19 protein-coding genes are annotated in these 23,984 nt (G+C 66.2%); 10 read left to right on the forward strand and 9 right to left on the reverse strand.

The window, feature by feature from the left end; genetic code table 11:
• The coding region (locus SX243_15720; protein MDY7094419.1) for a hypothetical protein at nucleotides 1-676 on the forward strand (676 nt) is incomplete at its 5' end.
• On the opposite strand, the gene SX243_15725 is transcribed toward SX243_15720, so the two are convergent.
• Nucleotides 673-1,869, reverse strand: coding sequence for an iron-containing alcohol dehydrogenase (locus tag SX243_15725; protein ID MDY7094420.1), 1,197 nt, complete (start codon nucleotides 1,867-1,869; stop codon nucleotides 673-675). The two genes, SX243_15720 and SX243_15725, sit on opposite strands and share 4 nt — an antisense overlap.
• Complete coding sequence (locus SX243_15730; GenBank protein MDY7094421.1) at nucleotides 1,866-3,281, reverse strand: Glu/Leu/Phe/Val dehydrogenase; 1,416 nt, start codon at nucleotides 3,279-3,281, stop codon at nucleotides 1,866-1,868. The genes SX243_15725 and SX243_15730 overlap by 4 nt, the downstream gene beginning before the upstream one ends.
• 550 nt (nucleotides 3,282-3,831) lie before the next feature.
• On the opposite strand from SX243_15730, the gene SX243_15735 reads away from it, so the two are divergent.
• The 4 genes from SX243_15735 (at nucleotide 3,832) to SX243_15750 (ending at nucleotide 9,030) form a co-directional block, all read left to right on the forward strand.
• Nucleotides 3,832-6,741, forward strand: a complete 2,910-nt coding sequence (locus tag SX243_15735; protein ID MDY7094422.1) for a M36 family metallopeptidase — start codon at nucleotides 3,832-3,834, stop codon at nucleotides 6,739-6,741.
• A gap of 135 nt (nucleotides 6,742-6,876) precedes the next feature.
• Nucleotides 6,877-7,866, forward strand: a complete 990-nt coding sequence (locus SX243_15740; protein ID MDY7094423.1) for a threonine/serine dehydratase — start codon at nucleotides 6,877-6,879, stop codon at nucleotides 7,864-7,866.
• Nucleotides 7,867-7,903: 37 nt separating this feature from the next.
• Entirely contained in the window at nucleotides 7,904-8,698 is a 795-nt protein-coding gene (locus SX243_15745) for an RNA methyltransferase (protein MDY7094424.1), read from the forward strand.
• Nucleotides 8,699-8,796: 98 nt separating this feature from the next.
• Entirely contained in the window at nucleotides 8,797-9,030 is a 234-nt protein-coding gene (locus tag SX243_15750) for a hypothetical protein (GenBank protein MDY7094425.1), read from the forward strand.
• A 44-nt stretch (nucleotides 9,031-9,074) separates the two neighbouring features.
• On the opposite strand, the gene SX243_15755 is transcribed toward SX243_15750, so the two are convergent.
• On the reverse strand, nucleotides 9,075-9,731 hold the full coding sequence (locus SX243_15755; protein MDY7094426.1) for a hypothetical protein: 657 nt from the start codon (nucleotides 9,729-9,731) through the stop codon (nucleotides 9,075-9,077).
• Nucleotides 9,732-10,140: 409 nt separating this feature from the next.
• Between SX243_15755 and SX243_15760 the strand changes: the two genes are divergently transcribed.
• Entirely contained in the window at nucleotides 10,141-10,704 is a 564-nt protein-coding gene (locus SX243_15760; GenBank protein ID MDY7094427.1) for a hypothetical protein, read from the forward strand.
• Nucleotides 10,701-11,771 carry a FlgO family outer membrane protein gene (locus SX243_15765; protein ID MDY7094428.1) on the forward strand — a complete coding sequence of 357 codons (1,071 nt, stop codon included), beginning with the start codon at nucleotides 10,701-10,703 and terminating at the stop codon, nucleotides 11,769-11,771. The genes SX243_15760 and SX243_15765 overlap by 4 nt, the downstream gene beginning before the upstream one ends.
• Before the next feature lie 22 nt (nucleotides 11,772-11,793).
• Here SX243_15765 and SX243_15770 read toward each other — a convergent pair whose 3' ends face one another.
• From SX243_15770 to SX243_15780, 3 genes are all read right to left on the reverse strand, one after another.
• Complete coding sequence (locus SX243_15770; GenBank protein ID MDY7094429.1) at nucleotides 11,794-12,798, reverse strand: hypothetical protein; 1,005 nt, start codon at nucleotides 12,796-12,798, stop codon at nucleotides 11,794-11,796.
• 852 nt (nucleotides 12,799-13,650) lie between these two features.
• The gene (locus SX243_15775) at nucleotides 13,651-14,337 is read right to left on the reverse strand and encodes a hypothetical protein (protein MDY7094430.1); all 687 of its coding nucleotides are present in this window, start codon (nucleotides 14,335-14,337) and stop codon (nucleotides 13,651-13,653) included.
• Nucleotides 14,337-15,230, reverse strand: coding sequence for a GerMN domain-containing protein (locus SX243_15780; protein ID MDY7094431.1), 894 nt, complete (start codon nucleotides 15,228-15,230; stop codon nucleotides 14,337-14,339). Before SX243_15780 ends, SX243_15775 begins: the two co-directional genes overlap by 1 nt.
• Before the next feature lie 403 nt (nucleotides 15,231-15,633).
• Between SX243_15780 and SX243_15785 the strand changes: the two genes are divergently transcribed.
• The 3 genes from SX243_15785 to SX243_15795 all read left to right on the forward strand — a co-directional run bounded on the left by SX243_15785 (nucleotide 15,634) and on the right by SX243_15795 (nucleotide 20,898).
• Nucleotides 15,634-17,883, forward strand: coding sequence for a PQQ-binding-like beta-propeller repeat protein (locus tag SX243_15785; GenBank protein ID MDY7094432.1), 2,250 nt, complete (start codon nucleotides 15,634-15,636; stop codon nucleotides 17,881-17,883).
• 153 nt (nucleotides 17,884-18,036) lie between these two features.
• On the forward strand, nucleotides 18,037-20,499 hold the full coding sequence (locus SX243_15790) for an ABC transporter permease (protein ID MDY7094433.1): 2,463 nt from the start codon (nucleotides 18,037-18,039) through the stop codon (nucleotides 20,497-20,499).
• A 12-nt stretch (nucleotides 20,500-20,511) separates the two neighbouring features.
• The gene (locus SX243_15795; protein MDY7094434.1) at nucleotides 20,512-20,898 is read left to right on the forward strand and encodes a hypothetical protein; all 387 of its coding nucleotides are present in this window, start codon (nucleotides 20,512-20,514) and stop codon (nucleotides 20,896-20,898) included.
• 17 nt (nucleotides 20,899-20,915) lie between these two features.
• Here the strand turns inward: SX243_15795 and SX243_15800 are convergent, their stop codons facing one another.
• From SX243_15800 to SX243_15810, 3 genes are all read right to left on the reverse strand, one after another.
• Entirely contained in the window at nucleotides 20,916-21,173 is a 258-nt protein-coding gene (locus tag SX243_15800) for a hypothetical protein (protein ID MDY7094435.1), read from the reverse strand.
• Between the two features lie 118 nt (nucleotides 21,174-21,291).
• A complete protein-coding gene (locus SX243_15805; protein ID MDY7094436.1) occupies nucleotides 21,292-22,341 on the reverse strand; it encodes a hypothetical protein in 1,050 nt (349 codons plus the stop codon).
• Nucleotides 22,342-22,531: 190 nt separating this feature from the next.
• Nucleotides 22,532-23,984, reverse strand: a 1,453-nt coding sequence (locus SX243_15810; protein MDY7094437.1) for a cation:proton antiporter, incomplete at its 5' end; no start/stop codon positions are given.

The following is a 23,984-nucleotide window of genomic DNA, read 5'->3' on the forward strand; positions in this document are numbered from 1 at the left end:
GGCCTACACCGTCAGCGGCTGGCGGCTGCTGGCGGAGGATGGGAGCAACGGCGCCGCCGACGGCGGTGAGGAAACCCAGCAACCCGCGGCAGCCATCTTCAGCCTCTACGAACCCGCCTATCGCCGAGACGACCAGTGGATTCCGCCGGTGGAGCTCACCGTCGACGCCGCCGAATACTTGTTCAACAATCTGGTGCTGCTCTATCTAGAAGAAGAAGTGCGTCGGGCCAGCCCCTTCGGCCGGCAGCTGGCGGCCCGAGCCCAAGAGCTGCTGGCATCGCTGCCGGAGGAAGTGCGCCAGCCCGCCTACCTCCAGGCGGCGGCGGACTTCGCTTCCCACGCCCTGGCGGTGGCCGGCCAGCTCGAACGCAGCGCCCGTCGCCATCAGAACCGGGACTCCAACGTCTGCCGCCACAAAGACGCCCCCTGGTCCCTCTTCGGCCTCTGGGACCGCATCTTCACCACCACCCACTACCCCGCCTCCTACCATCCTGCCCCTTCCAACGACAGCGACGAGCTCGCCGCACCCCAACGGGCGGTGACCACCGACATCTCCCTCACCTCGGAAGACAAAGAGCTCCTCCGCCGCTACCTCTTCGGTGACGTCTGGGACGGCAGCAAAGAACACGATCTGCTGCCTCGGTACTGCCCGGGAGAGGTTGCCTCAGACAGCTAGCGCAGCCCGTCCAGGATCGCCCGGTACTCCGCCGGGGTCATAGGGCGGGGGTTGGAATCGTTGGAGCCGTTGGCGGCGGCTTGGGTGGCGATCCAATCGTAGTCTTCGGCGGGGATGGCGAAGTCGGCGAAGGGTGGGAGGCGCAGGCTGTCCACCAGGCGCTTGACCGCCGCCAGCAGCGCTGACGCGGCCTCGCTGTCGTCGTCGGACACCGCCTCGGGGCTCCGGGGCAAGGCGCGGCGGGCGACCCGGGCGAGGGCGGCGTGGATGGAGTCGCCGTGGGAGCGCAGCACCGGTACCAGCAACAGCGCGTTGGCCAGGCCGTGGGGCACATCCCAGCCGCCGCCGAGGGTTTCCGACAGGCAATGCACGGCGCCGACATCGGAGTTGCCGAAGGCCATTCCGGCCAGGGTCGACGCCGTCATCACCGCCTCCCGGGCCTCGTCGTCGCCGGCGATATCCGCCGCCGCCCGCGGCAGGTAGGCCAAGAGCAGCTCCACCGAGCGGGTGGCCAGGGCCTCCGAAGCGGGATTGGCGAGACGGCCGGTGATCGCCTCCAGGCTGTGGGTGAGGGCGTCGAGGGCGGTCCAGGCTACGAGCTCGGCGGGCAGGGTGCGCAGGAAGTCCGCATCCACCAGGGCGTGATCCGGGAACATGCGGTGGCCCTTGATGCTGATCTTGACCCGCCGCTCCGGCTGGCTGATCACCGACACCCAGGTGACCTCCGAGCCGGTGCCACAGGTGGTGGGCAGGGCGATGAAAGGCAGCGGCGATTCCTGAAAGCGTTCCGCGCCCTCATAATCGGCGCAGTGGCCGCCGTTGGTGGCCAGCATGGCGGCGGCCTTGGCGGCATCCAGCACACTGCCGCCGCCGACGGCGATGACCGGGCTCAGGCGCTTGCGCCGGGCGACCTCCGCCAGCTCCTCCACCGTTCCCGCCCGGGGATTGCTCTCCACGCCGGAGAAGATGCGGCAGCGCAGCCCCTGCTGCTCCAGGGAGGACCGCACCTCGTCGGTCCAGGGACTCTCCGCCAGGCCGGCGTCCACTACCAGTAGCGCCTCGCTGCCGGCGTCCGCGGCGCTTCTGGCCCCTCCGGCGCCGCAGGCCGCAACCCGTTCCGGCAGCAGCCGCCGGCAGCCGGGCTCGAGCACCACCCGGGTCGGCAGGCGGAAGGCCGGAACAGAAGAGGTCAAGGAAAGATCCCCAGCTCCTGGTAGCACAGAGCTACCTTGTCGATGGCGTTGATGAAGGCGGCGGTGCGCAAATCCGCCTTCTCCCGGTGACGCAGATAGATCTCCCGCACGTCCCGATAGGCGGTGACCATGGTGTCCTCCAGCCCGGAACGCACCAGGTCCAGCTCGTCGGCGCCGCGGGCCAGCTGCTCGTACTCCTCGTCGCTGAATTGATGCCCCGTGGCCTGCTCCACCGCTCCCAACAGCCGGCGATAGGCCTGCGCTTCGAAGCGCTTGCCCATGCGACCAAAGCGCACATGGGAGAGATTCTTGATCCACTCGAAATAGGACACGATGACGCCGCCGGCGTTGAGGTAGTTGTCCGGGATCACCATCACCCCGCGCCGAGCGAGGATCTCGCTGGCGTCAGAGGTCACGGGACCGTTGGCGGCCTCGGCGACGATGCGCGCCCGAATGCGCTGCGCGTTGTCCACGGTGATCTGATTCTCCAGCGCCGCCGGCACCAGGATGTCGCACTCCAGCTCCAGGGCGTCGGTGGACTTCTTCAGGTTGCTGGCACCGGGAAAGTCGAGGATGGACTTGGTCTCCCGCCGGTGCGCCATCACCTCTTCCAGGTCGAGGCCGTCGGAGTCGTGGATGGCGCCTTCATATTCCGCCAAGGCCACCAATCGTGCTCCCGCGTCCTGGAGAAACTTGGCCGCGTGATAGCCGACGTTGCCCAGCCCCTGGATCACCACCCGCTTGCCCTCGACGCCGGTGGCCAACCCCAGGGCGCTCATGTCCTCACGGTAGCTGCAGGCCTCCTGGATGCCGTAGAAAACTCCCAATCCGGTGGCCTCGGTGCGGCCCCGGATGCCCCCCTGGGCCACGGGCTTGCCAGTGACGCAGGCCAGGGCGTTGAGCTCTCCGCCGGTGATGGTCATGTAGGTGTCGGCGATCCAGGACATCTCCCGAGCGCTGCTGCCGAAGTCCGGCGCCGGTACATCGATGCCGGGGCCGATGAAATTCTTCCGCATCAGCTCCACCGTGTAGCGGCGGGTGAGGCGCTCCAGCTCCGCCTCCGAATACTTCCACCGGTTGATCCGGACACCACCCTTGGCGCCGCCGAAGGGCACGTCCACCACGGCGCACTTATACGTCATCAGCGCCGCCAGGGCGGTGACCTCGTCCTCGCTGGCCTCAAGGGCAAAGCGGATGCCGCCCTTGGTGGGAAGCTTGTGCTGACTATGCTCCGCCCGCCACGCCTGGATGGTCTCGATGGAGCCGTCGTCCCGCTTGAGGGGAAAGCTGACGTGGTAGACGCTGTTGCAGCGTTTGATCTGGTCGAGGAGCAGCGGATCGTGGCTGGTGAGCGCCGCCGCCTTGTCGAAATTCCGGTTGACTTGGGCGAAAAAGCTGATGTGGCCGGTCATGCTCTCCTCCAGCGCTCCGGCCGAAAGACGCCCCTGGCCCGAGCCACGCCTCCCCCGGAATCGAAATCTTGGTTACGGTGAGGAAACATAGCACAGGCGAGAGCGTAAGGAAGCCCATCGCAAGAGTCCACAGAGGCTGTCGAAAAGGCTGTGGAAAACTCTCTGGAAAAGGCGTTGAAGGGGCCAAAATCGGGGCCTTTCCACGCTTTGAACAGAGTTTTGTGCAAGACGCGTAAGTCCCTTATAATGAGAAAGATGCAAACTTCCGCTGGAGTACCGCCGTCACCCGGCTAGTTTCCCACAGCAGCCTGGGGAGAGTCGCCGAGAAGCGCGCTGGCAAAGAAAACCTGTTTCCACAGTCACAAGGACATTTCCATGTGTTAATGTCCATGGTTCAGATTTCCACCGCCAGGTGATTTCCTGTGACGAGGTGTCCAAACTCACGGCCGTCGAGAACGTGAGCCCTAACCATTGGCGCTCCCCCGCAAACCGTGACCAGAGCTTCAGCCCCAGTCACATCCTCACTATTTACCAACTTGGAGAACACCCCATGAGACTGTGCAAGAGCTTGTCCGCCTCTTGGCTCGCCGTCCTCTGCCTGCTGTTGGCGGTCCCCGCCAGCGCCGGCTTCCTGACGGCGCCGAGCCCGGACGACCCGCTGGATATCGTCACCAATTACCTGGAAGCCAACGGTGCTTCCATGGGCCTGACCCAGGACGACCTCGCCGAGTGGACGGTCAATGACCGCTACACCACTCGCCACAACGGCGTCACCCACATCTATTTGCAACAGCGTCTGGACGGCATCCCCGTCTACAATGGCCTGCTCAACGTCAGCATCGACAACCAGGGCCGTATCTTCTTCATCGGCGACCGCTGGGTGCGGGACCTCGCCGGTTCGGTGGTCGATCGCGCCCCGAGCCTCGATGCCGTCGACGCCATCCACCGCTCCGCCAATCACCTGGGCCTGCGGGTCTCCGACGCCCTGGTGCCCCTGGGGGGCACCGGCGGCCCGGTCCAGAACTCGATCTTCAGCGAGGGCGGCCTGTCCCAGGACGAGATTCCCGTCGAGCTGGTCTACCAGCCCCTGGACGACGGCACTGTCCGTCTGGCGTGGAACACCGTACTGCGTCTGCACGACGACGAGAATTGGTGGAATGTGCGAGTCGACGCCACCAACGGCGAATTCCTCGCCAAGAACAACTGGATCGCCGCCGACTCCTACCGCGTCTTCCCCCTCCCCATGATCAGCCCCGACGACGTCGGTCCGGGCCACGTGGTGGTCAACGATCCGGCCAACGCCACGGCCTCTCCCTTCGGCTGGCATGACACCAACGGCGCCGCCGGCGCCGAGTTCACCGACACCCGCGGCAACAACGTCGAGGCCAGCGAGGACTCCGACGCCAACAACGTCCCCGGCTTCCGCCCCTCCGGCGGCGCCGGCCTGGACTTCGACTTCGCCTGGGATCCGGGCCTCAGCCCGACGGGCGGTACCAACCAGGAAGCGGCCATCGTCAACCTCTTCTACTGGAACAACATCGTCCACGATGTGCTCTACCACTACGGCTTCGACGAGGCCGGCGGTAACTTCCAGCAGAACAACTACGGCAACGGTGGCGTCGGCGGCGACCCGGTGCAGGCGGACGCTCAGGACGGCTCCGGCACCAACAACGCCAACTTCGGCACCCCGCCGGACGGCTCGGACCCGCGCATGCAGATGTTCATCTGGGTCAACCCGCTGCCCAACATCCTGGAGATCACCGCTCCTGGCACCATCGCCGGCAACTACGCCGCCAGCGGCGCCGGCTTCGGCCCCGGCCTGGACACCACCGGCATCAGCGGCGACGTGGTGCTGGTGGACGACGGCACCGGGACCACCTCCGACGGCTGTGAGGCCATTACCAACGGTGGCGCCGTCAGCGGCAACATCGCCCTCATCGACCGCGGCAGCTGCTCCTTCGTGACCAAGACCCGCAACGCCCAGAACGTCGGCGCCACTGCGGTGGTGATCGTCAACAACCAGGGCGACACGGCCATCACCCTCGGCGACGACGGCACCGGTGGTGACATCACCATCCCCGCCGGCATGATCGGCCAGGGCAATGGCGACATCATCAAGGCCGAGCTGCCGGGCGTCACCGGTACCTTCAAGAACGGTGGCGGCTCGGTGCCGGACCGCGACAGCGACATGGACAACGGCGTGATCATTCACGAGTACGGTCACGGCGTGTCCAACCGCCTCACCGGCGGTCCTTCCGCCGTCGGCTGCTTGGGCAATACCGAGCAGATGGGCGAAGGCTGGAGCGACTGGCTGGCCCTCGCGCTCACCGGCAAGGTCGGCGATCAGCCGGAAGACCAGCGGGGTATCGCCCCCTACCTGGTCTATCAGCCGGTGGACGGCCCGGGCATCCGCCAGTTCCCCTACACCACCGACATCAGCATCAACACCCACACCTACGGTGACGTGGGCGGCGTGTCCGTGCCCCACGGTGTCGGCTCTATCTGGTCCGCCATGCTCTGGGAGGTGTACTGGAACATGGTCGACCGCTACGGCTTCGACGCCGACATCTACAACGGCACCGGCGGTAACAACCGGGCCATCCAGCTGGTCATGGACGGCATGAAGACCCAGACCTGTCTGCCGGGCTTCGAGGACGGCCGTGACGGCATCCTCGCCGCCGACCTGGCCAACAACGGTGGCGCCAACGAGTGCCTGATCTGGCGCGGCTTCGCCAAGCGCGGCATGGGCGTCAGCGCCGACCAGGGCAGCAACAACAGCGTTGCCGACGGCGCCCAGGCCTTCGACATCCCGCTGGCCTGCGAGGACTTCATCTACGAGGACGGTTTCGAGAGCGGTGACACCGGCGCCTGGGACAACGTCAAGGACGACTTCGGCGACCTCACCGTCACCGCTGGCGCTGCCTTGGTGGGAACCATGGGCGGTCAGTTCAACGTCGACACCTCGAAGGTCTTCCTGGAGGACTTCACTCCGTCCTCAGAGGGCTCCTACAAGGCCCGCTTCTACATCGACCCCAGCTCGGTGACCATGCCCGACGGCAAGCGGATGAAGATCATCCAGCTCTTCTCCGATGGCCCGAGCCGGCGTCTCGCCACCGGCGTGCTGCGGTTCAAGGACGGAGGCTTCCGCTTCCTGTTCAAGATCCACAACGACGACAACAGCTGGACCAAGGTCGGCTTCTTCGATCTCGACCCCGGCGTCAACGTCGTCGAGGTAGCGTTCTACCAGTCCACCGGAGCCGGCAACGACGACGGCGCTCTGGAGCTCTTCCTCAACGAAGTCTCCGTGGGCCGCATCGACGGCGTGGACAACGATCTCGACGACGCGGACCGCGTGCGCTTCGGCATCGTGTCCAAGCCCAAGGCGGGCTACTCCGGCACCCTGCTGCTGGACGCCTTCGAGTCCCGCCGGTTCACCCATATCGGTCTGGCGGCTCCCTGAGCCCCGCCGATTCCACGATCTGACGCCCGGTAGTCGTTCCACCTAGGAGCGGCACCGGACGAGGGCTCCAACCCCCGTCGCCTTCCGCGGCGGGGGTTTTTGCTATCTTCGGTCCGACCCTCCCGGAGACATGCCATGACCAATTCATCCCTCCCCCCAGCCCCGACCCTCGAAGCCATCCGCGACGCCCGCCGCCGGTTGGGAGACCGGGTGGCGGAAACCCCTACCTGGCCCTGGTCCGGCCAGGAAGCCGAGGAGCTCTTCGGCTCCGACACCGAGGTCTTCCTCAAGCTCGAGCTCTTCCAGCGCACCGGCACCTTCAAGCTGCGCGGTGCCCTGCTCAACCTGCTGAGCCTGGATCCGGAGCAGCGCCGCCGGGGCGTCACCGCGGTCTCCGCCGGCAATCACGCCATCGCCGTCGCCTGCGCCGCTTCTCTCCTCGACAGCCACGCCAAGGTGGTGATGCCCGAGAGCGCCGACCCCGGGCGGGTGGAACGCTGCCGTAGCTACGGCGGCGAGGTGGTTCTGGTGCCCGACGTGCACCGCGCTTTCGAGGAGGTGGAGGCTATCCAGGAGCGCGAGGGACGCACCTTCGTGCACCCCTTCGAGGGTGTTCAAACCGTTCTCGGCACCGCCACCGTCGGCCTCGAGCTGTGCTCCCAGGCACCGGCTCTGGATGCCGTCATCGTGCCCATCGGCGGCGGTGGCCTGTGCGCCGGCATCGCCTGCGCGGTCAAGGCCCTGAGCCCTCACACCCGGGTCTACGGCGTCGAGCCCGAGGGCGCCGACACCATGCACCGCAGCTTCGCCGCCGGTGAGCCCCAAGCCATCGACAAGGTGCGCACCATCGCCGACAGTCTCGGCGCTCCCCACGCCGCCCCCTACACCTTCTCTCTCTGCCGGCGCTTCGTAGATCAATTGGTGAAAGTGGACGACGACGCCCTCCGGGACTCCATGATGGCGCTCTTCGGCGGCATGAAGCTGGCGGTGGAACCGGCGGCGGCGGCGGCCATGGCGGCGCTCCGAGGTCCCCTGGCGGAAACCCTCGCCGGCCGCCGGGTCGGCCTCATTGTGTGCGGCAGCAACATCTCCCTGACCACCTACCAGCGACTGCTGGCGGGTTGATGGGGGCTCTCCTCCCAATTTGATACATTCCCGCCCCATGGCCGGTACCGACTCTACCCGTGGACTGCCCGAAGAAGACCGTGGCGGACCCGCTGTCATCCTGGTGGAACCTCAGCTGGGGGAAAATATCGGCGCCGCCGCCCGGGCCATGCTCAACTGCGGCCTCACCGACTTGCGGCTGGTCAACCCCCGGGACGGCTGGCCCAACCCCGACGCCCGGGCCTCCTGCTCCGGTGCCCTGGTGGTGTTGGAGCGCGCCCGAGTCTTCTCCTCCACCGCCGAGGCAGCGGCGGATCTACGCCGCCTGTGGGCCACCACCGCCCGCCGCCGGGACATGGTCAAGCCGGTGGTGACGCCGCGGGAAGCGGCTCGGGAGATGCAGGGTTGCGCCGCTCGGGAAGAGCCCTTCGGCGTCCTCTTCGGCCCCGAGCGCACCGGCCTCCACAACGACGACATCGTCCTCGCCGACACGGTGCTGGAGGTGCCCCTCAATCCCGCCTTCAGCTCCCTCAACCTCGCCCAGGCGGTGCTCTTGGTGGCCTACGAGTGGTACCAGGCGGAGCCCCAGGCTCCCCCACGCCAGGAGATCCTCGCCGGCGCCCGCCCCGCCACCGCCGAGGAGATGCAGCTCTTCTTCCACTACCTGGAGCAGGACCTCGACCAGGCGGGCTTCCTCTACCCGCCGGAGAAACGCCCCATCATGGTGCGCAACCTGCGCAACATCTTCCAGCGCGCCCAGCTCACCGAGGCCGAAGTCCGCACCCTCCACGGCGTTGTCCGCGCCCTCTCTGGGCGACGCAACCGGCAGCGCGAGGAATCCGACAAAGGCTGAACCATTCGTCTTGATACGGTGAATAGACGGCTCTCGTCTTGACGACGAAACCCTCCAAGGATCCCTCCCGTAGTCTGGCTTTAAAGGAGGAGACCCTCGTGATCAAGACTCTGCAGGCGCTCAAATTTCTCTTCGTCGGCCCGATGATTCTGGCCTTCCTGGTGCTGATCAACTTCATGACCTCGCCGGGAGAATGGTGGGTTCAGTGGGCGGCCCTGGGCATCGGCATCGCCTGGATCATCAGCTTCTTCCGCGTCGCCGCTGCGGTGGTGGTGGCCGGCGGGCTGGCAGCCTTCGTGGCCTACCTGCGGCAGCGCGATCTGCGAACCTGAGGACCAATCCCGGTGGAGCGGGCTCGAGGGGCCCGCTCCGGCTCTCAGAGCGAAAGGTTGAAGGGCCGTAGATGCTCCAGGGAGCGACGGCGGAAGAAGTGACGCCAGCTGGGGCGGCGGTTGCTGAGGTTGCCGCCGTGAATGGCCTGCAAGAGATAGGCCTTGGGCATTGAGTAGGTGCGGCAATGCTCCGGCAGCTGGGCATGGTCCCAACGGTAAGGGTTGCGGCCGCCGGGGAAGGCAGCCAGCGGCGACGGCTCCCGGCGGCGGCGTTGGTAGAGGTGGCCGGTGGCGATGTCGTAGCGGTAGAAACCGTTGGTGACGTAAGCCTCGTAGCCCTCCGGCGCCGCCTCCAGAGCCTTCAGCCAGTCCTCGTGCACCGCGTCGTCGGAATCCAAACGGGTGAGCATCTGCTCCTCCCCACCGGTCCAGCCGCCGTACCAATCGTCCTGCACCTCCACCCGCACCCACGACAGATCCCGCGTCTCCTCCGCCACCCGCTCCGCGCTGGCGGACGAGCAAAGCAGAATCGCCGGCACTTCCAGCCGCTGGACGCTGGGCACGAAGAAACGCCGAAACAGCTCCAGGCGGTCCCCGAGCCATGCCTCGTCACGATGAAAGCCCGCTGTGGCAGCGTCCAGCCGGGGGACCGAAAAGCGGGAGACGATGAGATGTTCCATGGTGGGGATGGGCACTTCCAATTGCCCCGCATCCGCCAGGTCCGGCGGCGGCCCTCAGGGCCTTCGGGGGGTTTCCTAGAGTAGCAGTCTCAGAACCTTCCGGGAGCCTTCGCCGGCACGGAAATCCAAAGCTGCTGGTCCCGCTGATTCCCCCAGTGCAGTCCCTCTAGGAGCCTGCTGAAAAACTCGCGCCGCGCTCCGAGCGGCTCTTTTCGGCCGAATCTTCGTTGTCGAACCTCGACGATTCTCGAATCGCCTGCGGTTCTCCGCCTCGATTCTGCTCGAAAATTCCTCGCTCTCGCTTGCGGCTGACTTCTTCAGCAGTCTCCTAGAATCCCGCAGCTTGTCCATGAGCTGTCGCATTACGACACTTCGCTATACTTATGTAATGAGTCCACGGATTGCAGAGGCTCTGCGATGCTTGGGAATCGTGGGGCTTCTCGCTGCCTTGTCGGTGCCGGCGCCGGGCCGGGCCGAGCCACCCCCGGAGCCCGGGGTGCGCGGAGCGGCCGCACCCGGCGGTCTATCGGACACGGTATGGAATCAGCTGCCGGAGACCACGCCGCTGGCGGTGATGCTCATCGACGAGGGCCAGCGCACCCTGGACACGCTCTCCCAGCGGGTCGCCGATCCCCTCGGCGGCACCAGTGGCCTGCTGCTGCCGGTCTTCGTTCACGCCGGCTATTTCGATCTGATCTTCGCCGGCCATGTCTACAAACTCCAGCGCTCGGACTTCGATCACTTCGCCGAACACCTGCTGCTGGGGCAAGTGAGTGTGGAGACCGTCGCCGATCCCGCCGACCCGGACCTGGCGGTGGTGCGCGCTCATTGCCAGGCAAAGCTCTATGATCCCGAGCGCGGCTACCGCTACATTCCCTTCGAAGTGCTGGGTGAAGGGGTGGAGTATCGCCACGACCGTGCTCGAACGGAGGCCTTGGAAGAGCTCCAGCGCTCGCTGGTACGGCGAGTGCGCGCGCTGATGGAGACACCGTGAGGACCGTGCCCCGGAGGCCGTCCTCCGGCCTCTGGCTGCTATTGCCGCTGCTGGCCCTGAGCCTGGGTAATTCCTGCGTCACTCGCGCCGAGTCCCTCGGGGAGGGCGTGGACATCATGGCCCGCAATCTGGCCTCGGATTTGGAACCCAGCGCGATGCACAGCGTGGCGGTGCTGGACTTCGTGGATACCAACGGGGAGACCACAGTCTTCGGGATAGTGCTGGCGGACGAGCTCATCGCCCGCCTCCATGCGGCAGCCCCGGGGGCCTTCACCCTGGTGGAGCGCCGTCGCCTCGATCAGGTGCGGCAGGAACAACGACAGACCGCTTCCCGCTTCTTCGATCAGGACAGCCTGGCGGACGTCGGCAGAGTCTTTGGCGCTGACGCGGTGATCGTGGGTACGACGGCGGACTTGGGCAAAACCATCCGCATCTATGCCAACGCCATCTCGGTGGAGACTGGGGAGGTCGTGTCCACTACGGCGGTGACGGTGCCCCGCTCGAAAGTGCGCTCCCTGCTCGATCAGGAGCCCCAGCGTCCGTCCCCTTCTCCAGCCGGTACCCGTTCCCAGCCCGAGGTCCCCACCACCACCGGTACCCCGTCCACCGGCTCTTCGCCACCTCCCTCGGGCACCTGGACGAATAGTTTCCTGCGCATCACCGCCGACCTGGTGACGGTGCAGAGCGACGGCAAGAAGGCGAACCTCGCCGTCACCCTCACCAATCGGACGGATAGCCCTCTCTATCTCGCGCTGGACAAGGGCAGCTATTGCGACTTCGCCTTGGCGGACAATACCGGCTCCTATTCCCGCACCGGCTCCAACCGCATCACCGGCATCGCGTGCATCGACGGCGAGACCGCCGACCAGGAGCCCACCGAATCCTTCACCCTCCTCTCCCCCGGCAGCACCACCACCATTCTGGTCAAGACTCACTTCCTCAACGCCATCGACGGCGACCGCCTCTCCTTCTCCGCCGACTTCCTCCGCCGCCACGACGGCAAAACCTCCAGTTTCTCCGCCGGGCTCCCCAACCTGCCGTTCGTGCGGGAGGCTGGGGAGCCCTAGCAGAGGTCGGCCGCCGACCCGCTCAGTTCTTGACCAGCGCGGCCAGGCGGTCGAGTTCGAAGAGAAAGCCGGCGAAAATGCGGTGATCGTCGGGGCCTTTGCCGGCATTGAGATGGACGCCAACGTAGAAAGGCACGGCGCCCTTGCCGGTATTCGCCAGACGCAGTCCTGCATCCGCCACGAATCGACCCGAATCCTCCATGCCGCCGAACTCTTCATACCGTGCATAGGAGAATTCGATGAAGCCGATGGGAAAACCATTGGTGTTGTCCTCCCACGGGCTCCTGGCATGGGTCTGACGGTGGGTCAAGCTCAAGCCAACGTTCCAGCGCATGATCGTGCTGTCACCGGTCACCGTCAGACTGTCCCGAGAAATGAAACCGACGCGAGCGAAGATGCCAAAGCGAAAGGCGTCGTAGGGACGCTCCGGATCCTTGCCGGTGGCCGAATACCGGTCTGGGCTCAACCATCCCGGCTGCCAATGCAGGTAAAAGCTTCCTGAGTAGGAGTCCACGGTGTCCACCGGCGCCGAATCCTCCTCCTCACCGTCGTCCATCCCGTCCATGTCGGTCTGGGCCCCGAACAGCCCGGCGGTGCTCGCCATGGCCATGGGCTCGTCTCCTTCAGACTCAGGTTGGAGCTCGCTGACGAAGCTGGAGGAGAGGATCCGGAGGCCGGAGTGCAGCGCCCACTTCTTATCCCTACCCCACAGATAGTCGATGCTCAGCCGCCCCACCAGCTCCGATTGACCGAAGCCGGAGTTGTCGCCGTTCTCGTCGTACTCCAAGCCGTAGGTGCTACCGAGAAAGAGCTCGGAAGCTACCCGATCACTGCGGAAGGAATCGGCCAGAGGCTCGGAGAGAGGAATCACCTTGTAGACGGGCTTCTGCAGGAGATGACCGCCATTCTTGGTGGGCATGATGGCCAAAGCGAAGCTGCGGCTGGAACCTTCCAGATCGGTGTTCTCGAGGTCGATGGAGAAGGTAGCAATCATGTCGTCGTCCTGCTCTTCCACAGGGACCGACATCACCCTCTTACCCTTGGGAAGCTTGACCTTCTCAGTGCACGGACAAGCGGGGTCACACTGGCAGTGCGAGCCACTCCGAGCTGGAGTGTCGCCATCGCCGCGACTCTTCGCTTGAGAACTGGGAGTATTGGCCGAACCTCGGCCAGTGCCGGAGGCAGATCCACTGTCGGGTTCTGAGGCCTGGAAGATACGAGCCTTTCCGATAGCCTCGACGGAAATCTGAAGGTCATCGGCTCCCACGCACCCGGTTGAATAGTCGATGGCGGCAACCGCGCCTTTCATCAAGATCTCCCTTCTTCCACTAGCACCCTTGGAGAGATCGGCCATCGTGCAGGTGATCTCTACGGTTACCGTGTCCGGATAGGCTTTACCGAGCTCGTAATAGGACCGATGAGGGTTGACTCGCACTTCGTAGACGGAGTGCTCATCGGCGGTCACCGGGAAAGCCAAGCAAGCCAGGACCACCAGAAGAGCCGGCATCAGAACCGGAAGGCACCTCGGGAAGGCCCGGCCCGGCCGGGGAGGGTGTGGGGTCGGTGACGAGATGGGGTGGAGCATGGCTGAAGACCTCCTTGGATGGGGTTGACGCCCCAGGACCGCGGGCCGCGAAGCCGGCTCGGAGGAGCATGGCCGGGTACCGGCTTCGCCCCGCTCGTCCTGGTTCTCGTTGCTTCATCCGGTGAGACGGACCGACGACGGAACTTCCCACTCCGGGGTGCTCTTCCTTCAACCAGCCCATCGTTGTGCAGCCGCCTCGAAGGCCACCACCAAGCACAAAAAAGCCCCCGCCCACCCAAAGGTGAGCGGAGGCTCGAACGACCGTTCAGGACCGTTCGAAAGACAGGCTAGTGCTTATGGATAGCCGAGGTAGCGGTCGACGCCCCAGCCGACGCGCCAGCCCCAGCTGGACTCGTCCTGCAGCCAATCCTGATCCGGATTGAAGGTGTGGAAGCCCGACTCCAGGTACGCCGCGTAGGCGGTGGTACCGGTGATCTCGGTGCAGCAGGTGCTGGAGATCTTCTTGTCGGTGCCGTAGCCCGGGCTCGAGCCGCCGACGGTGTAAACCAGATTGTCGGACATGCCGGCACCGCCGGAGCTGCCCGGGTAATAGAGCAGCAGGGTGCCGGAAGCCGAGTAGCTCAGGTCGTAGGGAGCGGTGCAATCCCACTGGCTGGTGGAGCCTGGGGCATTGGAGTGCAAGGGGATGTGGTAATCCGCGCCCCAGGAGTTGGAGCTGTTCTTGTTGGTGACGTAGCCGGAGTTGCCCAGGCGCACGGAATAGCCCCGGGCCACCAGGTCGGTGCCGGCGCCGGCGGCGGCGGTCCAGCCGAGCTCGGCGGCCCAATAATTCTCGTTGTGGCTGTCGCAGCCATAGTTGGGGTTGCTACCGCTATAGGGCGCGTGGGTGGCCGGCGACAGGTAGATCTTGTAGCCGTTGGAGCCGTTCCACGTGGTGTCGGCGTCGATGGAATGAACCAGCACCACCCCGCTGAAGGTGAGGGCGGCGACGGAGAGAACGATCAGCAACTGGCGCAACATTATTGGCCTCCCTTCAGGGTGAAGTACGCGACCTGCTCGTCGTTGAGTTCGGTCATCAGCTCCCAGAGATCCCGGTCGAGCTCCTGGCACGGTCCTTCGAAAAGATCACCGAAGGCGCGGCAGCTGCCGTCGAGGGTGAGGGTCACCTTGCGCACGTCGCGGAATTGGAAGAGCGTGCGGTAGAGCTGCTCGAGCATGTAGTGGGTGGCGAGTCCGGGGTGCAGACCGCCGATCTGGGAAGAAATGCCGAAGTTGAAGTCCACCGTCACCTCACCGCCCTCGGCCAGGGTCACGCTGTCCAACGCCGAAGCATCGCTGAAGCTGGATGCCAATCCCAGCTGGGCTTCCGTGGCGTCGGGGCTGGTGAGCACCGCCTGGAGGTAGGCGGTGAGGCGCTCCTCGGCGGCCCGGGTCGACTCCACGGGAGCCGTCGGCAGGGCCGTGGGCACGGGGCGCACGCCGTTCTCGCACAGCCGGAAGATCGCCGGCTCGCCGTTGGCTGCTTCCGAAAGGGAAGCGCAGTCCGGAGCCGGACCGTCCTGGGTGTAGAGACCGCTGGCGAGGCCCTCGGCGATCTTGGCGTCGTGGCGCTTCGCCTCCTCCGCAGCCCGGGCTTCGTCCTGCTGACGACGCTCGGGACCCGGCGTCACCGGCAACGGATCCGACGGCTCGAGAAGAATGTCCTTGCCGGGGTTGCTGCGCACGAAGTCCAGGAAAGCGTCCAGGTCTTCACCGGTCATGGATTGAGACACGTCCACCTGGTAGACGGCCACATCGTCCTCGGCGGCGGAGAGAGCCTCTCCACCGAGATAGACGAGGGCCAGTCCCAGGCCGAGGCCCAGACCGAGGGCCCAGGGCGCGAGACGCCGAGAGAGCTTGCTGAGGGTTTTCATAGCGCTCCTTTGTACGAACGGTGCCAGGAGATAGCAGAAGAACGGCCTCTCCGCCTCCTGGCGAAGCGGAAGACCGAGCCCCGCCACGGCACCATCGGTGGAGCTGCGGCGCAGGGCGACGGAAAACGGCTCAATGAGGTGTCATGAAGGCGACACTGCACCGACCCGTTGAAGTTTTCCTCTGAGAGGACCGAAGGAACCTGGAATGGGGCTGAGGATCTGACGGGTAAAAATCTGACTGGTATAAATAAGCATCTTCACTTATGCAGGAGTAGCTACGAAGCCGTTTTGCCCCCTCGGTTTCCAGCTCTCGATTGCCGCCAACGAGAGATCCCCCTCCGCGAAGCCGCTATGATCGGGCCAATCGAAAACGGAGAAAGCTGGCGAGAAAGGAGCGGCAACGATGGATGGCAAGAGAACGAAGCTCGAGACGGGGGCCCGCATCATGGAGGCCTGGACGATGGTCCTGGCCGTGCTCCTGGCCGGTGCCCTGATGGTGGCCCTGCCGGGCAGCGCCACGGCGCAGACGCCGGAGGACCTCTTCGACGCTGCCAATGCCGGGGATCTGGCGAAGGTGAAGCAATTGGTGGAGGCGGGGGTGCCGGTGAACTCCCAGGACAAATACGGCACCACTCCCCTCACCATGGCCGCCCGCAACGGTGAATTGGAGATCGCCCGCTATCTGGTGAGCCAGGGAGCCGACATCGACCAGAAGGACTCGTTCTACGGTGTCGGTCCCGTCGATTGGGCGATGTTCAACGAGCATTCCGAGGTCGTGCTCTTCCTGCTGAAGGAAGGGGCGAACAGCCGGGAAGGAGTGCTCCAGATGGCGGTTCCCCAGGGCCGCATGGAGCTCATCCGCGCCGCCGTGGAAGCCGGCCCCATCTACGCCTCGACCCTCGAAGAGCTCAAGGCCGGAGACACCGCACCGCCGGTGAAGGCTCTGCTGGACCGCGCCGAGAGCCGACCCGATCCGCCGGTTCCCACTTACACCGCGGAAGAGCTCCAGACCTTCACCGGCAGCTTCGAAGGCTTCGCCGCAGATCTGGAAGCCAAGGTGGAGGTGCGGGAGGGCGCCCTCTACCTCCAGCTCGGCGATGCCCCGGCGACCCGGCTGACGGTGACCGGGGACAAGAAGTTCAGCGGCCCTGACGAGGCAGTGCAAGCCCAATTCTTCGGCCGCGCGGACGAGATCGAAGGCCTGCGGGTGACCCGCGAAGGCCAACCGCCGGTGGGAATGAGCCGGGCCATCGCCCAACCCCTGGGACGCGCCGGCCTGAGCGAAGAAGTCGCCAAGGCTCAGACCGCGGAGGCAGCGGCGCCCACCGCTCCGACGGTGCACTGGCCCGCCTTCCGAGGCACCAACGCCCGCGGCATCGGCGACGGCGTCGACACCCCGGTGGAGTGGGATCTGGAGAGCGGCGACGGCGTCCGCTGGCAGGCGGAGGTGCCGGGGCTGGGCAACTCCAGCCCGGTGGTCTGGGGCGATCGGGTCTTCCTCACCACCGCGGTGGCGGAAGGCATCGAGCAGAACCTGCGCACCGGTCTCACCGGCGCCATCCAGGACGTCCAGGAGGAGGTGGAGCACCGTTGGCTGGTCCTCGCCTTCGACAAAACCACCGGCAAGCAGCTGTGGGAGACCGAGATCGGCCGCGCCGTGCCCCTCACCGACCGCCACTTCAAGGCCACCCAGGCCAACTCGACGCCGGTCACCGACGGCGAGCACGTGGTGGTGGTCTTCCCCACCGCCGGCCTCGCCTGCCTCGACATGCAGGGCAAGGTGCTCTGGCACCACGACCTGGGAGGCCTCAACGCCGGCGCCTTCAACGACCCCGGCCTGGAGTGGGGCTTCGCCGCCAGTCCCATCCTCTACGACGGCAAGGCGATTCTGCAGGTGGACATCCACGGCGGCCAATACCTCGCCGCCTGGGACCTGAAGACCGGCAAGCTCGCCTGGCGCACGGAGCGGGACGTCGCCCCGTCCTGGGCCACGCCGGCCATCTTCCCCACTCCCCAGGGCGACCAGCTGGTGGTCAACGGCTCGGTGATCCACGGCTACGACGCCGCCACCGGCAAGGAACTGTGGAGCCTGGCCCCCAACTCCGAGCTGGTCATCGCCACCCCGGTGGTGGGGGATGACGTGGTCTACGTCTCCGCCGGCTATCCGCCGGTCAAGCCCATCTACGCCGTGCCCGCCGGCGTGCGCGGCGACCTGGAGGTGGATCCCCGGGGCGAGGATCCGCGGCTGACCTGGAGCCTGGGCATCGGCGGCGCCTACATGCCGACGCCGCTGCTCTACCGCGGATTGCTCTACGTGGTGCACCACAACGGCCGGCTGGTGACCTACGACGCCACCACCGGCAACGTCATCTACAAACAACGCTTCTCCAAGGGCGGCACCTTTACCGCCTCCCCGGTGGCGGTGAACGGCAAGATCTACGCCACCACGGAGGAGGGCCAGGTGTACATCTTCCAGGCCGGTGCGGAGTACGAAGAGCTGGCTCTCCACGCTCTGGACGAGCCCCTCATGGCCACCCCGGCAGTCTCCGAGGGCGTGCTCCTCCTGCGCACTCCCTCGCGGCTCATCGCCCTGGCGCGGGAGGCGGAGGGCGAAGCTTCGGAATCAACCGAGACCGACACCCGGAGCCGCTGAGCAGAGAGCCGTCGGGGGAGGACGGCTGAAACAAATCTCACCTCCCGAGCGTCCTAGCTAGCGAACGCCGAAACGCGGCCCCCATCCGGGGCCGCGATCACTTTGCGAAGCTCCCGGCCGTGCCGGAGCTTCATCGCTACGCTGAGGATCGCCATGTACGACATCGTCCAGGAGCTGCGCTACGCTCTCCGCCGCCTTGCCCACTCCCCCCTCTTCACCGTCATCGCCGTCGCCACACTGGCTCTGGCCATCGGGGCCAACAGCGCCGTCTTCAGCGTCGTCCGCGGCGTGCTCCTCAAGCCCTTGCCGTTCGAAGAGCCGGAGCGCCTGGTGGGGGTCTGGCACACGGCTCCGGGGCTGGGCTTCGAGCTGGTCAACCAGAGTCCTGCGACGTACTTCACCTACCGCGACGAAGGCCGCTACTTCGAAGACATCGGCATGTGGGACGAGACCGAGGTGACGGTCACCGGCCTCGACCGGCCGGAGCAGGTGGAGGCCCTGTCGGTGACCGACGGCACCCTTCCCCTGCTGGGCGTGCGCCCCGTCCTGGGCCGGGTGTTCAGCGCCGAGGACGACAGCCCGGGTACGGCGGAAACGGTGATGGTGACCCACGGCTATTGGCAGCAGCGTCTCGACGGCGATCCCCAGGTGGTGGGACGGACCCTCACCATCAACGGCCGCCCGATGGAGGTCATCGGCGTTCTGGGGGATGAGTTCCGCTTCCTCAATTCCGATCCCCAGCTGCTCTTGCCGTTCCAATTCGACCGCGCCGAAGTGAATATGGGCAACTTCAGCTATCAGAGCGTCGCGCGGCTCAAGCCCGGCGCCACCCTGGAACAGGCCAACGCCGACATCACCCGCATGATCCCCATGGCCGCCGAAGCCTTCCCCGGCGGCATCACCCTCGGCATGCTCGAAGAGGCGCGCTTCGGCGCGGTAGTGCGGCCGTTCCAGGAGGACGCCATCGGCGACGTCTCCTCCGCCCTGTGGATCCTCCTCGGCACCGCCGGCCTGGTGCTCCTCATCGCCTGTGCCAACGTCGCCAACCTCTTCCTGGTGCGCGCCGAAAGCCGCCAGCTGGAGATGGCGGTGCGCACCGCTCTGGGCGCCGGCCGCCGCAAGCTGGTCCGCGCCTTCCTGAGCGAGAGCCTGCTCCTCGGTGCCCTCGGCGGCGCCGTCGGGCTGGGTCTGGCCTGGGCCGGCCTGCAGCTGCTGCGGGCCACCGCCCCCGCCGGCCTGCCCCGAGTCGAGGAGATCGCCATCGATCCCCAGGTGCTGGCCTTCACCGCCGCCATCGCTCTCTTCGCCGGCCTCCTCTTCGGCATCGCCCCGGGCCTGCGGGGGAGCAAGGGTCAGCTGGCGGTGGCCCTCAAGGAGGGCGGCCGCGGCGGCAGCGACGGCAAGGAGCGGCACCGTGCCCGCAACCTGCTGGTAGTGGCCCAGGTCTCCATGGCGCTGGTGCTGTTGGTGGGCTGCGGCCTGATGCTGCGCAGCTTCGACGCCCTGCGCAACGTCGACCCGGGCTTCGATGATCCGGAGGGCGTGTTCACCGCCCGCGTGATGATCCCCACCGCCGAGGTCGAGGATCCGGCCCAGGTAGCTTTGGCCTACGAAGAGATCTATCGCCGCCTGGAAGAAATCCCGGGCACCGAGTCCGTGGGCCTCACCAGCTCCATCACCATGGATCGCTGGGACTCCAACGACGCTCTCTTCGTCGAGGACTTCCCCACTCCCGAGGGCCAGCTGCCGCCGATTCGCCGCATGAAGTGGATCACCCCGGGATACTTCCAGACCATGGGCAACCCCCTCCTCGCCGGCCGGGATCTGACCTGGAACGACATCCACACCCGCGCCCGCAATCTGGTGGTGACAGAGAACCTCGCCAGCGCCTATTGGGACTCCCCCGCGGAGGCCCTGGGGAAGCGAGTGCGGGGCGGTACCGAGGGTCCGTGGTGGGAGATCATCGGCGTGGTGGGCAACGTCCACGACGACGGCTTCGCCGAGGACGCGGTGCCGGTGGCTTACTGGCCTATGGTCTGGAAGGACGGCGAGGAGGACGAGCTCCAGGCCCGGCGCTGGATGGCTATCGTCCTGCGCACGCCGCGGCTGGGCACTCCGGGCCTGTTGGAAGAGGTGCAGGAAGCGGTGTGGGGGGTCAACACCAATCTACCGGTGGCCAATGTGCGCACCCTGGAGGAAATCCAAAGCCGGCGCCTGGCGCGCACCGCCTTCACCATGACCATGCTGGCTCTGGCGGCGGCGGTGGCGCTGCTGCTGGGCGCCATCGGCATCTACGGCGTCACCTCCTACACCGTCTCCCAGCGCACCAAGGAGCTGGGCCTGCGCTTGGCCTTGGGAGCGGATCAGGGAGAGGTGCGACGGCTGGTGTTGCGCCAGGCTCTGGCCCTCGCCGGCCTCGGTATCGCGGTAGGAGCCGGTGCCGCCTTCGGCCTCGCCCGGCTGATGCAAAGCCTGCTCTACGGTGTCGGGGCCCTCGACCCCTGGACCTACGGCAGCGTCGCCGCGGTCCTGCTGACCATCAGCCTGGTGGCCTCCTACCTCCCCGCCCGCCGCGCCGCCCGCACCGACCCCATGGTGGCGCTACGCTGGGATTGAGGGTCAGGGAAAGTGGCGGATGTCGATGCGCTCGCGAAGCCGGACCGGGAGACGCTGGTCGTTAGTCCAAAATTCCTGACAATCCCAGGAAAGTGCAGCGGCAAGATGGAGGGCATCGGGAGTTCGGACTCCGAGCTCCGCCCGCAGCTCGGTAGCGAGATCGATGACGGTTCTCGTGAGTCGAGCTCGGCGGAGATCTCGGCTGGCAAAGAACCGATCAAACTCTGCCAAGAGTTCGTGGTCTCCATCCTTCATCGGTTTGACCCTGCACTCAAGACAGCTGAGGGCAGAGATACAAACCTCTGGAGTCGCTTCGTGCCTGGGATTGAGAGCAGCCCGGATAGGCTCGCGAACCGACTCCTCGGCCTGTATCAGGTAGATGATCAGACAGCTATCTAAGTAAACGCGGCGCTGACTCAATCCCAGCTTGCCCGCTCCACCTCGAGGGCGGCATCGAGCTCCTCTTTGCTGCGAATCCAGTGTGAGTCCGGGCGACGAGCTGCCAGAACCTCTCCCAAGGTAGTGGTGCCGCTGGCGGGCGCCGTCAGAGCCGGTTCCTCGTCGTCCTGCAACAGCACGATGATCTCGACAGGACCTTCTCGCACTTCCTCGGGCAAGTCGATCTGAACCTTGTGATCCTTGGTGACTCGAGAGGCTAGTTTGATGGCTTTCACGGTCATGGCTCCTTCAGCCCCTAAAGACTATCGCATTCGGCTGTTGGAACCCTCCACGGCCCCCGCCCCGAGCGTATCGAGCCCGGGGCGGGATGCTTGACCGGGTATCAGAAGAGGTCTACTTCTTCTTTTTCTTCCGCTTGCACAGCGGATCCCGGATCAACATCACCCCGAAGGGCACCGGCCCCGTCTCCACGATGCGGCCGTTGACCGGCAGCCCGCCGGGATCGAGGTCGTAGATGCTGGTGAAGGTGGAGCTAGAGTGGGAGATGAACATCTTGGTGTTGTCGATGGAGATCATGATGTTGTGGGGATTGGCCAGCGGTGCATCCACCGGTGAGCCCGGCACCACCTGGAAGCTGTCGACATCGATGGTATAGATCGAGTCGATGCCGTCGCCGGAGGTGATGTCGGTGACATAGAGATAGGTCTCCGACTCGTCGGCCCAGATCCCATGGGCCCCCGGAATGCTCAGCTGCCCGGTGACCTGGAGAGTCTCCGGATCGAGCTCCAGCACTTCACCGGCCCCCTGGCTGGCGACATAGAGCTCGCTGTCCGCAAAGCCCCAGAAGAAGAGGTGGGGATCCGCCCCCACCTGCAGCCGGGCCTCCTCCTGGAAGGTGTGGCCGCTGAACTTGACCAGCCAGCCCACGGTCTGCCCCGGTCCCAGCAACGAGACGATGCCGGCGTCGGCGGTGACGGTGATGTCGTGGGGCTGGAAGTCGGTGGCCAGGTCCGCCGGGATGGGGATGGTGGCCAGCACCTGCTTGGTCTCCAAATCGATCACCGACAGGGTCTTGTCGACGTCATTGACCACCCACATCTGACCCAGCGCGCCGTTGTTCCACATGTGGAAGACGCCCTCCCCCACCGGGATGTCGGCGATGCGGCGAAGCCGCAGGGCGTCATAGACCAGCACCCGGTCATGGCCCCGGTCACCGATCCAGATCTCATCCGAAAAGAAGGGGTTCTGGGCGTACATGGGCTCTGACCCCGCCTCCAGCTCGATCTGCAGCCGGCGCTCGCTGGCCACATCGATGAGGGTGACGGTATCGCCCCCGCGGTTGGCCACGGCGATGCGGCTGCCGGTGGGAGACGGCGGCACCACCGGCTTCTTCGCCAGCGCTTCCAGCGCCGGCAGCGCCAGGGCCGCCAGAGCCAAGAGCATCCAAATGACCCGACAGCTCCGAGCTCCGCACGTGATGGATCCCCGGGACGCCATGTTCCTCATAGACATAATATGTCCTCCTAAAAGATAAATAAGTGCCGGTCTTCATGACCGGCCCAATACAAAAGCATCGTATCGCAAGATCACGACACTCCCGTCTTCTTGCACTGTGATCGGCAGCTCGTTGGCTCTACTCTGGTGCCGGATCCTCGCCTCCGCCGAGGATCTCGAAGGCGCGGTCGATTTCTTCGTGACTCCCCACCAACACCAGGGTGTCGCCGCCTTCCAGCAGCGTGTCCGGCAGCGGGCTCGGATGGGGAGTCTCGCCGCGCACCACGGCGATCACCGTCGCGCCGGTGCGGCGGCGCAGGTCGAGATCCCGCAGGCTCTGGCCGACGGCGGGGCTGTCGGCCTCCAACCGGTAGAGATCGGTGGTGCCCGCCGCCAGCGCCTCCAGCACCGCTTCCGATACCCCCTCGGTCAGGGCCGGGGCGCGCAGCATCGCATAGCCCTCTCCCCGCAGTACCCGGGTCTGGGCACGGATCACATTGCGGGGCACGCGGTAGCGCCGCAGCACCCGGGTGAAGATCTCGATGGCGGTCTCGAAATCCTCCGCCACCACCTGATCCGCTCCCAGCTCCTGCAAGTCGTCGATGGCCCCGCTGCGCCGGCTGCGCACCAGGATCTGGGCCTGGGGGTTGAGGCGCCGGGCGAGCCCCACGCAGTGGCGCAGCGCTTCCGCGTCGGAGATCACGAAGACCACCATCTCCGCCCGCTCAACGCCGGCGTGGAGCAGAATCTCGGCGCGGGTGGCGTCGCCATAGTGGATGGTCTCCCCGGCCTTCTTCGCCTGGCGCACCCGCTCGGCGTTGAGCTCCACCACCACGTAGGGAATGCTCACCTCCCGCAGCTCCCGGGCCAGCAGCTTGCCGCCGACGCCATAGCCCACCACCACCACGTGGCCGGAGAGCTTGTCGTCCCCCTCCGACTCCGCACTCTCGTCGCCGGCGCTCATCCACCGATTGGCCAAGATCGGCCCCAACTTCATCAGGTACGGCGTGGCCAAGATGGTCACCACCGCCGCCGCCAGCAGCAGCTGGAAGCGCTCCGGCCCCAGCAGGCCGTATTCGCGCCCCACCTCCATGAGCACGAAGGAAAACTCTCCCACCTGCGCCAGGGCCAGCCCCGCTAGCAGCCGCGTGCGATGGGGAAAGCCGCACAAACCGGTGGCGCCTCCCGCCACAAAGCTCTTGACCACCAAAATCGCCAACGCCAAACCGAGCACCGCCGGCAGATGGCTGACGGCGTAGGAGAGATCCACCAACATGCCGATGGAGATGAAGAAAACGCTAGAGAGCAGATCCCGGAACGGCCCCACATCCGCCACCACCTGATGGCTGTACTCCGTCTCCGAGACCACCAGGCCCGCCAGGAAGGCCCCCAACGCCAGGGAGAAGCCCAGCTCGTGGGTCAGCCAGGCCATGGCCAGGCAGGTGAACAACGCCCCGAGCACGAAGGTCTCCCGAGCGCGGGTGCGGGCCAGGCGCAGGAAAAGCGACGGCAGAATCCGCCGCGCCGCCACCACCACCAGTCCCACCACCGCCAGCGAGCCGCCGAAGCGCAGGGCCAGATCTCCCAGCGAC

This window comes from Acidobacteriota bacterium (assembly GCA_034211275.1).
Taxonomy (GTDB): Bacteria; Acidobacteriota; Thermoanaerobaculia; order Multivoradales; family JAHZIX01; genus JAGQSE01.

Excerpts from the sequence above, each read along its gene's own strand:
- SX243_15730 (MDY7094421.1), bottom strand. The coding sequence starts at position 3,281 with ATGACCGGCCACATCAGCTTTTTCGCCCAAGTCAACCGGAATTTCGAC.
- SX243_15805 (MDY7094436.1), bottom strand. The coding sequence starts at position 22,341 with ATGCTCTTGGCTCTGGCGGCCCTGGCGCTGCCGGCGCTGGAAGCGCTG.
- SX243_15785 (MDY7094432.1), top strand. The coding sequence starts at position 15,634 with ATGGATGGCAAGAGAACGAAGCTCGAGACGGGGGCCCGCATCATGGAG.
- SX243_15735 (MDY7094422.1), top strand. The coding sequence starts at position 3,832 with ATGAGACTGTGCAAGAGCTTGTCCGCCTCTTGGCTCGCCGTCCTCTGC.
- SX243_15775 (MDY7094430.1), bottom strand. The coding sequence starts at position 14,337 with ATGTTGCGCCAGTTGCTGATCGTTCTCTCCGTCGCCGCCCTCACCTTC.
- SX243_15790 (MDY7094433.1), top strand. The coding sequence starts at position 18,037 with ATGTACGACATCGTCCAGGAGCTGCGCTACGCTCTCCGCCGCCTTGCC.
- SX243_15740 (MDY7094423.1), top strand. The coding sequence starts at position 6,877 with ATGACCAATTCATCCCTCCCCCCAGCCCCGACCCTCGAAGCCATCCGC.
- SX243_15770 (MDY7094429.1), bottom strand. The coding sequence starts at position 12,798 with ATGTCGGTCCCTGTGGAAGAGCAGGACGACGACATGATTGCTACCTTC.
- SX243_15780 (MDY7094431.1), bottom strand. The coding sequence starts at position 15,230 with ATGAAAACCCTCAGCAAGCTCTCTCGGCGTCTCGCGCCCTGGGCCCTC.
- SX243_15745 (MDY7094424.1), top strand. The coding sequence starts at position 7,904 with ATGGCCGGTACCGACTCTACCCGTGGACTGCCCGAAGAAGACCGTGGC.